This window comes from Nevskia soli (assembly GCF_903970205.1).
In the GTDB taxonomy this organism is placed as follows: Bacteria; Acidobacteriota; Terriglobia; order Bryobacterales; family Bryobacteraceae; genus Bog-113.
Map to the genome: position 1 here is coordinate 1 of NZ_CAJCHS010000102.1, position 9,888 is coordinate 9,888.

The window sequence follows — 9,888 nt, forward strand, 5'->3', positions numbered from 1 at the left end:
TCAGACGAAGTCAGGTTTTGAGCGGGCAGGTTTTGGGCAACCCAGGCGCGCAGATCCGTTCGGGACTGCATCAGGTAACGGTCCTGCTCGGCGTGGCGCGCGAGCGTGGGCGCGACGGGCTCCCGCGCTCCGTCTTCCCAGCGGCACGCGGGCTCGGCGGCGCAGGCTGCGGCAATGTCTTCAGCTACCTCGCGGCACTCGCCATATTCCGAGGCGCGCAGCCGCCGGATTTGTTTCTCGAGAGTACGGATGCTGGTGATCTGGCCGACCTGCGTCGGCACTCCCCAAAACAGCAGATAGCGCGCGACATCGAAAGCCCGGGCCTTCAGATTGCGCTCATAGGTTTCGGGCTTCATGGCGTCCGGGCGCGGCAAACGCTCGCGCAGCTCCTGGTGAGCCAGCGCATGCACCTCGGCGTAGGCTTTGATCAGCGCGTCCGCAGCCGTGCGGTAGGCAGCGGTTTGAGGCTCGGCCAGCTCCGGGGGAACCACGTAGCCAGCCTTCGAGAAGTCCTGGTAGCGCGAAGATTTCGCCTGGCCGTCCCACAACGTCTCATCTTCGATTTCGGCGGCCGCCAGTTCTGAAACGCCCTCGAAGCACAGCACGGCGTGGCCCAGATCGGCGATCGACTGGTGACCGTACTGGAAGTAGTAGCTTTCCAGAAAACTCTGGGAGTTGTGCGAGCGAACCCATTCGATGGAGTCGCGAATCGAATCGGGCGAGCGGCTATAACGGGCCAGAGCATAGGCGCATTTTTCGGGCGGCATCGGCGACACCGAAAGAACGCGCGGGCGCGAGTTGGACATGGGTAGTGGGCGAGGAAACCCGCTATCATAACGAACTGCGCTTTCTGTTCCGCTAATTATGGCCTTCCGCATCCAACGGCTTCACCCCGATGCCCGGATTCCGAAGTACGCGCACGGACCCGAGGAAGATGCCGGCATGGACCTGCATGCGACCGAGGCGATCCTGCTTGAACCAGGACGGCCCGCACTGGTGCCCACCGGGATTGCGATCGAACTGCCGAGCGGATTCGAGGCGCAGATCCGGCCCCGCAGCGGACTCGCGCTGAAGCACGCGATCACGCTGCCGAACAGTCCGGCGACGATCGATCCCGGCTACCGCGGCGAGATTCGAGTCATTCTGCTGAATCTGGGGCGTGAGGCGTATCAGATCCGTCCGGGCGATCGCATCGCGCAGATGGTGATTGCAAAGTATGAAGCGGTGGAGTGGGAGGAAGCGGATTTGGCGGAGTCGGTGCGCGGCGAGGGCGGATTTGGATCTTCGGGTAGGTGAAGGGCGAGTTAGTCTGTGGTAGCGGTTAGCGTTATGGTCGCAACTTCGACTTGCCCAACTCCAAAACTCTTTGCGAAAATTTGAAGGGCCTTCCCAAATTGGGCGGGCGCCGCTCCCGATTGGTAAGTGATCTCTTCAATTACGAAGGAGCCACCGACGGGAGTTGCGGTGTTGCCGGAAGCGACCGTGACGTTTCCAGCCACGAGCCCGCCCTAGCCGCAATCTACTCCCGGGCGTGTTACTCCCAATCGAACGCCAGATAACGCAACGCGCCGTCGCGCTCGATCTGCAACACCACGGGGTCTCCTGGTTTCAACACGCGAATCGCCGCGCGCAGTCCGTCCAGCGACGCGATGTCCGTTGTATTGACCTGATGAATGACATCGCCGCTTTCCAGCCCACTTTCCATCGCCGCGCCGGCCGCGCGCGCCGCGACCACGATTCCCGATTTGATGCGCAGATCGGGGAACATCTGGACCATCTTGGAGTTAATTTCCAGGCCCAGGATCCCCAACCGGTTCACCAGCGCCTTCGCCGGATCCAGCGAGCCCACCAGGTTGTCGAGATCCTGATCCTCAGCGGTCACCGGAATTTCGAGTTTCACCGTCTCCGTGTCGCCCTTTGCTCCGCGCTCCACTTCCAGAGCCACCGCGTCGCCCGAACGGCGCAGGTAGAGCGAGGCGGAATACATGGGAAGGCTTTCAATCGCCATGCCGTTTAGCTTCAGGATGATGTCCTGGCGATGCAATCCAGCAGTCTCGGCGGGGCCGTCCGGTTCCACATCGGATACGATGACGCCGTGATCGCGTGCCAGGTTGAGTCCCGCCGCGAGCGTGGGCGTGATGGTCTGCAAGCGCGCGCCGATCTCGTAACGGTGTACGTGGCCGTAAGCTCGGATCTCCTTATAGACATGGCTCACGATGAGACTCGGAATCGCGAAACCGATCCCCTCGTTCCCGCCCGATTCCGAATAGATTGACGAGTTGATCCCCACCACTTTCCCGTCGATATCGACCAGCGGTCCGCCGCTGTTTCCGGGATTGATGGCCGCGTCGGTCTGGATGTAGACGGTTGCGGTATCGGGATTCAATTGCCGCAACACCGAACTGACCACCCCCATGGTCACCGTATTTTCGAGACCTTCCGGCGTGCCGAACGCCAGCACCATCTGGCCTTGCCGCAGATCGGCGTAATTCGCCAGCTTGAGCACGGGTAGGTTCGTTTCCTCGACCTTTAGTACCGCTAAGTCCGTAGCCTTGTCGACGCCCACGATACGCGCCTCGACGACACGCGCGCGCGGCCCGCTTTCAAGCGCCTGAAGCGACTGGCCGCCGGCCCTCGAATACAGCGTGACCCTTACCCGCTGGGCCCCGGCAACGACGTGGGCGTTGGTAATCACGTAGCCGTTCGGATCGAGAATCACCCCCGATCCAATGCTTCGCTGCCTTCCGATGAGCGCGGTTTCGCGCGAGCCGTTTTCGTTCACCGGCCCATAGCCCGAGACCAAAATTTTGACCACCGACGGTGAAACCCTGGCTGCCAGCCGCTGGACTTCATCGCTGACCCGGAATAACGGGTCGCTCGATCGCTGCGTTTCGGTTTGCGCGCCGAGCCAGTTGGGAATCGTCAGTAACGCTGCTACCGCGAACAATCCGGGAATTCGACGACTCATATGGTTTTAGATTCAGCGACCGGCGTTTTAGTTATCCGGAAAGCTACGGAGATCAAAATTAAACTGATCGCGGCGGTCACCACCTGCGACGCGGTGAGCGCGTACACGGCGCCCGTCACGCCCGCGCGGCGGATCCAAAAATACGAAATGATTAGCCCGAAGACGCCCCCGACAATGTGCGTCACGGTGGTCAGCCCCGGCCGCAGCATCGCTCGCAAGACGACGGAGCAGCCGGTGGCGAGCGCCACCGCGACCGGCATAATCCCGAGAATCGGCATCAACCAGTCGTAGGCGGCAAATTTACCGCCGTACAGGAGGCGATCCCACAGGCCGCCGGTAAGAAGCACCGCAATCTCGTACAGCAGCGCGACGCCGCCGAGTGCCGCGATATAGACGGCGCTGCGCCGCAGCATCGCGCGGGTGTGTCCGGTCGCGAACTCGCGCGCCAAAACCGGCAAGCCCAAAGTGCCGAGCGCCGTCTGCACCTGCACCACCGGCAGCACCGGGTTTTGCAGCGCGCGGAGGACGCCTGCCGACCCCAGACCGATCAGTGCGGACGTCCACAGCATCTGGACTTGCGTGATCAACGGGAAGAAAAGAGCGGACGGAAGGATCCACCGCCCGAAGTTCCACATTTCGGCGGCGGTGGAGCGCACGTCGCCGCTTCGGGAGAGTCGGAAGTCGACGCCGGTCTTGCGAGCGCTGAAGATCGATGCCGCCAGCGAGGCGATCCCTAACGCAACGAACGACATGACGCCATTCAGCATATGGATGAAATACAGTAGCCCAATGGCGGCGCCGAGGACGATGCAGTAGATCAAGCTCGACAGGCTAGCCAAGTCGGGGCGAAACTCCAGGTAATGAGCGCGCCGCGCCAGCCAGAAAAGCAGGATGGCGGGTGAGGTCGCAGCCATCGCCACGAAGACGGGCTTAAGCTCCGCGTTGCAGAACATGAGGCCGCCCGCGATCCCCAGAATCGCCAAGCCGGCTGTAAACCAGAGATGGATCAAAGTCACGCGGCGCAGATAGGGGACGAGTGAGTCGGCGTAACGCGACGGGCCGAAGACCGAAATCGGTTCCAGAATGAGGGCGTTATGGATTCCGGAGAGGACGAGGAAGATGGTGAAGGCGACCCCGAAGGCGCCATAGCGGGACTCGCTGAGAGTGCGCGCGAGCAGGACATTCAATCCGAAGTTCGAAGCCGACGCGAGCGCCTGGTCGGCAACGCTGTACCCCGCTTTGAGCCCCCAGCGCCGGGCGGCCGCAAATCGACTTCCCGGTTCCGGCATCTTTCACCATAGCAGCGGGATAAATTTTCATTCGCCCGCAGAGCGTTTCATGGCATAATCCCGTGCAGCCTCCAGTTAACGATATGCAGAATCTTGGCCTGTCCACCAGTACGCCGCGCACTGAAAGCAGGCTAAAGAGCATCTTCTGGCCGAGCATCCAAAACCAGACGGATGTCGATTACCTTGGCCGGCAAGGGTTCTGGCTATGCCTGATCCCGGCTGGTCAGAGTCTGCTGTTCGCGATGATTTACCGGCGTTTCCCCGCCGTCCTGGTGGTCTTTCTCGGCTACTTCCTTTTTTATGCGAGCGCCGCGATCGGAATACGCGAGCGCGACCGGCTTGCGGCTTCAGCGGCGTTCCTGGTGTTCCTGTTGAGCCTAATTAACTATTTACGCGTCGCGGCGGCTGGGGCGTCGCGGGGCTTGTTCGATTTTGGCGGCGTGCTGAATTATTTCATTGCCGCCCTGCTGCTCGCGAATGTCCGCGCCACCTGGATTGCGGCGGCCTCGCTACGCGGAGCCGACTTCACATCGGAGCGCCTAAACGAAACGATGATCGATAAGTTCAGCGACCGTATGCCCGCGCTGGTCTGGCCCGTGCTGCGGTTCGTCTTCGCGGTGGCCGCCGTTCTATTAATCGGCTGGCTGCTTTGGGGGCAGATTGTGATGAAGCGCTGAGCAAGTCGTACTGGCCGAACCGCGCTTGCGCCGACCTATACTTGCAGGATCATCAAAGAAGTTGAAAATCCGGCTCAAGGAGCAGCCGTCGACTGGTAGTGTGTCGCGGTATTCTCTGGCGTTCTCTCCCTGCCAAAGAACGTGTTTTGGTGGACGGCATGGGGCTCGAACCCACGACCCCCACGTTGCGAACGTGGTGCTCTCCCAGCTGAGCTAGCCGCCCACAGCGCGAACTAACCCAAAATATAGCATGCGCTCCTGTTCCAGGAGCGCATGCCCGGAGCCGTCGCGCTAAGCAGCCGCCGTTTTGCCGCTTACCATGAATCCGCTGGGACCCTCCGAACCGGCGGTCTCAGTTTTCGTATCGCTCCCCGACCGCCGCCGGCTCCAGTAGCGCTTCATACGCTCGGATACCTCCTGGCGGGCGGCTTTGTCCATGGATTTCCGTCCGCGGCGCTTCGGCTGCGTTTCGTCCTGCCGGACACTACCCTGGAGTCGCTCCAGGGTGATAATGATTTCGTTGAGCCGGTCCCGTTCGGCCCGCAAGTCTGTTAAAACCCGATCGATGTCCATCTTCACCCCCAACATTTGAAGCGACTTTGAAATGCGCTTCAAATTCTATAGCGGATTAACGAGACAAAAAGGGCCATTTTCCTAGGAAGTGAAAATGGTAATACGAAAGTAGCAGCCATGTGATACCGCCGAGCGCCGCTAAGACCGGCATGGCGATCAAAAGAACCTTCGCCCACGGGAATTTGCGCCCCTCGCGGCTCAGCACCAGCAAATAGCTTGCAAACACGCCTACGAAAAACAGTACGATCATCGGCGTGGCAAATAGAAGGAGGTTGAATACGTCGGGTGTCGGCGTCACCACCGCGGCTATGATCGTGATGATCAGAATCGCGTAGCGGCTGTTGGAGATCAAGAACTTAGGCGTGACGATATGAAGGAGCGTTAAGAAGAAGATGAGAATCGGCATCTCGAATACAAGGGCGATTCCCAGGGTCACGTTGACGAATAGATCGAAGTATTCATTGATCGAAACCATGGGTGTTACATGTACATCGCGTCCGATGCCAAGGAGAAAGACAAGCCCGAACCGAAACGCAACGAAGAAGGCAAAAAGGCCGCCCATGACAAACAATCCAGCGGTTGAAAGAACGAACGGAACCGCCCACCGGCGTTCGCGTTTGTAAAGTCCCGGGGATACAAAGGCCCACACCTGGTAAAGAAGCCAGGGAGAAGCAATAAAGATAGAACAGAGCAGCGGGACCTTAACGTAGATCACGTTGAAGTTCTCCATGGGCGTGATCTGGACTAAATTTGGAGGGTGAATGCCCAGTTGCGTAAGTGCTTTCACGGCCGGTTCCGCAACAATGTTCCACAATTGCTTACAAAAGGCGAAGCTGATCGCGAACGCGGCGCCAAGCCCCAGGGCCGCATAAATGATGCGCTTGCGGAGTTCCTCCAGGTGTTCGAGGAAGCTCATCCGCAGCATGCCGGATTCTTCGTCGTGGGATCCGCCCTCGTCCGAAGGAGGCGGGGGAAGTTCGCCGCCACCCCCGGAACCGCCGGCCGGCGGTAAGGCGCGGCTCACCGGAGGGGGCGTGTAATAAGTCGTCGCATTCCCCGCCTGCCCGGACGAGTAGGTGTAATCGGATGACGCGTTTACAATTGTTCCGTTGTCGTGAACGTTCGCTTCACCCCGCGCTTCACCCCGCGTTTCACCCAGGGGTGAACTAGAAGGCGAAACGGGGGTGACTGGAGTGTAATCTCCGTTAGGTTCGTCGCTGGATGCCATTCCTTGTGATCAACTCTGGACGCGGGTTTCGACTGGGTCGGGCGCGGTGTGCGCGCGATCCGGCTCCGGCGATACGGTATTCTCCACAGGATGCTCGGTCAGAGAACCATTCGCGATCGTGCCGGGAGCAGGGGTCACCGTGAGTCCTTGATGACCAGCCTCAATCAATGGGGCGCCCTGAGGTGCGGAAGCGCTTTCAGTGTGAAACGGCGGTCCCATTTCCGGCAGCCGCGGATTCATGCTTGCGGGCTCGGGTTCCGGCAGGTACGGCTTGCCGGTGTCATAGGACGAATAATCGTAGTTGTAAGAATCCTGTAGCTTCGCCGCTTCCTTAACGCTGCGGGTCTCCTGTTCGAGGTTGCGCATCTCACGCTCGAACGTCGATCGCAGTTCAGTTGAAGCGCGGCGGAACTCTGTAATCGCTTTTCCCAGCATCCGGCCGAGTTCGGGCAGTTTTTTCGGCCCAAACAGCACCAGCGCAAGGATAACGATGAATACAGTCTCCGGCCAGCCAAGCGGTCCCATACGTGATTCCCCAGTTCAATTGTAGTCCGGCTCGCCTTCCAGCACGCAAACTTCCCGCAAATTGCGGTATCGCTCCGCATAGTCCAATCCATAACCGACCACAAACTCGTCCGGGATTTCGAAGCCGACGTACCGCACCGCGACGGGCCGCAGCCGGCGCTCCGGCTTGTCCAGCAGAGCCGCGATTTCGACGGATCGCGGATGACGCTGCTTCAACAGACGCGTCAGGTAATCGAGCGTTACCCCGCTGTCGACGATGTCCTCGACGATGAGTACGTGCGCATCTTCGATCGAGATGTCAAGGTCCTTCGTTAGCTGGACTTGACCGGAAGTCGTTTTTCCGCGTCCGTAGCTCGAAATGCCGATGAAATCGAAGAACGCGTCACGGTGGATCGCGCGGGCCAGATCCGCATGGAACAGGCAAGCGCCTTTAAGGATACAGATGAGGTACAGGTTTCCATCGGGGTAGTCGCGGTCGATCTCCGCGCCTATTTCCGCGACACGCTTCTGAATCCGGTCCTCAGTGAGTAAAGTGCGGAGCGCCATGAGCAAGTAGTTTACCCGTTAGCAGCCTGTGTAAAAACCGGCTCCCTCACGGTCGCGGCTCAGTAACGCAATGAGTCTACTGAGCCGCGCGCGTGAGCAAGCCGTCTTTTGCGGACTTTTGACACGGGCGGTTAGGCGACAACCACGAGCGCATCGCGGCGCACGGCTACAGCGCAGGGCTACTTAAACGCGACCCGTGGTCGAAGCACTTGTATGTTCCGCGTGATGCAGCGAGCGCTCGTATTCGTCGAAATCCTTCTGCGCCTGTTCACGGGACATACCGTAGTGTTCCTGGAGTTTACCTACCAGCTGATCTTTTTTTCCGCCAATTGTCTCCCAGTCATTGTCGGTGAGCTTGCCCCACTTCTCACGGGCCTTCCCGACGAACTGCTTCCAATTGCCTGCGATTGTATCGTTGTTCATTTGGAACCTCCGCGTTCTATGAGGCAAGACTGATGCCAAACGGATTCGCCGTGCCTTGAAACGGCGCGGACCGGCGGCGTGTAGTATTGGAGGACTCCGGAGGTCCACTGAAGTCCAATCGACAAGTCCCGCCTGCCTGGCTGATGGGTCTCTCCAACTCCTCTGTCGGACTCAATTCCGGCATTGCTTTCTTCGTCGTGCCCCAGTTGCTCGCCGCGCGGCACGTTCCTGAAGCGACGATCGCGGGCATCACCGCGGCGGCCATGTCCTCGAATTTCTGGCCGGTCGTTTTCGGCCCGATGCTCGACGTGTGGGTCAGCCGGCGATTCTACGCGACCGTGTTTGCCGCGGTTGCCTCGATTCTGGTCGTGGTCTCGATGATGAATCTGGAACATCGCGCCGTTCTCGTAGCAGCGCTGGTGTGCGGCGCCGCGGCGGCCATGCTTTGCACCACAGCCCTGTGCGGCTGGCTGTCAACGGTCTGCCCCCACAACGAGAAGAACAAACTCAGTGCGTGGGTCAATATCGCGGTTATCTCCGGAACGGGCGTCACATCCGTTCTGGGTGGCGAGATGGTTGGCCACTTGACTCTCTGGTTGGCGGCGAGTCTTCTCGGCGCACTCGTTTTTCTTCCCACCGCTATCTTCCTCCTGATTCCGTCTGAAGGCCCGGATAAACGGTTGGCAGGCGAAAGCTTCGGTCAGTTCTTTGGCGAGATTGGAGCTCTCTTGCGGCGCCGCGAGGTGCTGGTCGCCCTACTGTTACTTCTCTCCCCTTGCAGTTCGTTCGCACTAACAAACCTACTGGGAGGTCTCGGGGCCGATTTCCACGCCTCGGCGCGTGTCGTAAGTCTAGCCGGCGGCGCGGGCGCGTTCTTTCCGGGGATCCTAGGCTGCCTGTTGTTTCCTATCATCGCCCGGCGGCTGCCGCTACTTCTGTTGTATCTCGCCGACGGGATTCTCGGGAGCCTTTTTACACTAAGTCTGATCTTGCTGCCACATACTCCCGCGACCTTCACCATCGCTCTCGTCGGCGAGTACCTTTTCCAGGCTGTCGCGTTTTCAATTCAGGTCGGGATTATGTTCGAGACTATAGGTCAGCACAACCCACTGGCCGCGACTACGTTTACGCTGCTATCGGCGAGCACTTACGTACCGATCACTTACATGATGGTGGCCGACGGAAGTGGTTACTCGATGACGGGCATCGCGGGCAGCCTCGGAATGGATGCCGCAATTAGTGTGGCTTCCTGCCTGCTGATCGGTTTCCTGCTTTACCGGCTTAGCGGTAAGTCGTTCCACTTGGTTGGCCGCCGATAAACCACATATGGCCGGCGGTCACACTTACTGTCCGCGCCTTTCAAGTCGATGCGAATACCGCGACGGTGCGCGTTGGGGCCTTCGGTTTTCGCGCGGAAAAAAAACGGGGCTTTACTCGGTCCGGCGCCGGCAACCGGGTGTCTTCGGTTTGCTGCTTTACCGGCTTAGCGGTACAGAGTCTACCGACGACCAATAAATCCCCTTCTGAGCCGCGACAGTAATGGAGCTGGTGCTCCGGAAAAGAACCTTCGAATGCTTTTACCGCGCGAGAGCGGAATGCTTCTGGTGCGCACCGCTCCGTCGCCGTCGCGGCTCAGAACGCGGGATTTGCATCGTTCTA

11 protein-coding genes and 1 tRNA gene are annotated in these 9,888 nt (G+C 59.7%); 3 read left to right on the forward strand and 9 right to left on the reverse strand.

Annotation, left to right across the window (positions count from 1 at the left end; genetic code table 11):
• The coding region (locus H1Y01_RS04795; RefSeq protein ID WP_180539132.1) for an FAD-dependent thymidylate synthase at positions 1–767 on the reverse strand (767 nt) is incomplete at its 3' end.
• A 97-nt stretch (positions 768–864) separates the two neighbouring features.
• On the opposite strand from H1Y01_RS04795, the gene dut reads away from it, so the two are divergent.
• Positions 865–1,296, forward strand: coding sequence for a dUTP diphosphatase (gene dut, locus H1Y01_RS04800; protein WP_180539133.1), 432 nt, complete (start codon positions 865–867; stop codon positions 1,294–1,296).
• A 238-nt stretch (positions 1,297–1,534) separates the two neighbouring features.
• On the opposite strand, the gene H1Y01_RS04805 is transcribed toward dut, so the two are convergent.
• The gene (locus H1Y01_RS04805; RefSeq protein WP_180539134.1) at positions 1,535–2,968 is read right to left on the reverse strand and encodes a trypsin-like peptidase domain-containing protein; all 1,434 of its coding nucleotides are present in this window, start codon (positions 2,966–2,968) and stop codon (positions 1,535–1,537) included.
• Positions 2,965–4,257 carry a hypothetical protein gene (locus tag H1Y01_RS04810; protein WP_180539135.1) on the reverse strand — a complete coding sequence of 431 codons (1,293 nt, stop codon included), beginning with the start codon at positions 4,255–4,257 and terminating at the stop codon, positions 2,965–2,967. Before H1Y01_RS04810 ends, H1Y01_RS04805 begins: the two co-directional genes overlap by 4 nt.
• 62 nt (positions 4,258–4,319) lie before the next feature.
• Here H1Y01_RS04810 and H1Y01_RS04815 point away from each other — a divergent pair, with 62 nt between their 5' ends.
• A complete protein-coding gene (locus tag H1Y01_RS04815; protein ID WP_180539136.1) occupies positions 4,320–4,934 on the forward strand; it encodes a hypothetical protein in 615 nt (204 codons plus the stop codon).
• A gap of 147 nt (positions 4,935–5,081) precedes the next feature.
• Here H1Y01_RS04815 and H1Y01_RS04820 read toward each other — a convergent pair.
• The 6 genes from H1Y01_RS04820 to H1Y01_RS04845 all read right to left on the reverse strand — a co-directional run bounded on the left by H1Y01_RS04820 (position 5,082) and on the right by H1Y01_RS04845 (position 8,229).
• Positions 5,082–5,157: transfer RNA gene (locus H1Y01_RS04820), tRNA-Ala, on the reverse strand.
• Between the two features lie 68 nt (positions 5,158–5,225).
• Positions 5,226–5,549: a hypothetical protein gene (locus H1Y01_RS04825; protein WP_180539137.1), complete on the reverse strand. Its 324-nt coding sequence runs from the start codon at positions 5,547–5,549 to the stop codon at positions 5,226–5,228.
• Positions 5,550–5,562: 13 nt separating this feature from the next.
• The gene (tatC, locus tag H1Y01_RS04830; RefSeq protein WP_219341271.1) at positions 5,563–6,735 is read right to left on the reverse strand and encodes a twin-arginine translocase subunit TatC; all 1,173 of its coding nucleotides are present in this window, start codon (positions 6,733–6,735) and stop codon (positions 5,563–5,565) included.
• 9 nt (positions 6,736–6,744) lie between these two features.
• Positions 6,745–7,260, reverse strand: a complete 516-nt coding sequence (locus H1Y01_RS04835; protein ID WP_180539138.1) for a twin-arginine translocase TatA/TatE family subunit — start codon at positions 7,258–7,260, stop codon at positions 6,745–6,747.
• 15 nt (positions 7,261–7,275) lie between these two features.
• Entirely contained in the window at positions 7,276–7,806 is a 531-nt protein-coding gene (gene hpt / locus H1Y01_RS04840) for a hypoxanthine phosphoribosyltransferase (protein ID WP_180539139.1), read from the reverse strand.
• A 183-nt stretch (positions 7,807–7,989) separates the two neighbouring features.
• Positions 7,990–8,229, reverse strand: a complete 240-nt coding sequence (locus tag H1Y01_RS04845; RefSeq protein ID WP_180539140.1) for a CsbD family protein — start codon at positions 8,227–8,229, stop codon at positions 7,990–7,992.
• A 143-nt stretch (positions 8,230–8,372) separates the two neighbouring features.
• Here H1Y01_RS04845 and H1Y01_RS04850 point away from each other — a divergent pair, with 143 nt between their 5' ends.
• Complete coding sequence (locus tag H1Y01_RS04850) at positions 8,373–9,548, forward strand: MFS transporter (RefSeq protein WP_180539141.1); 1,176 nt, start codon at positions 8,373–8,375, stop codon at positions 9,546–9,548.
• Positions 9,549–9,888 lie beyond the last annotated feature (340 nt).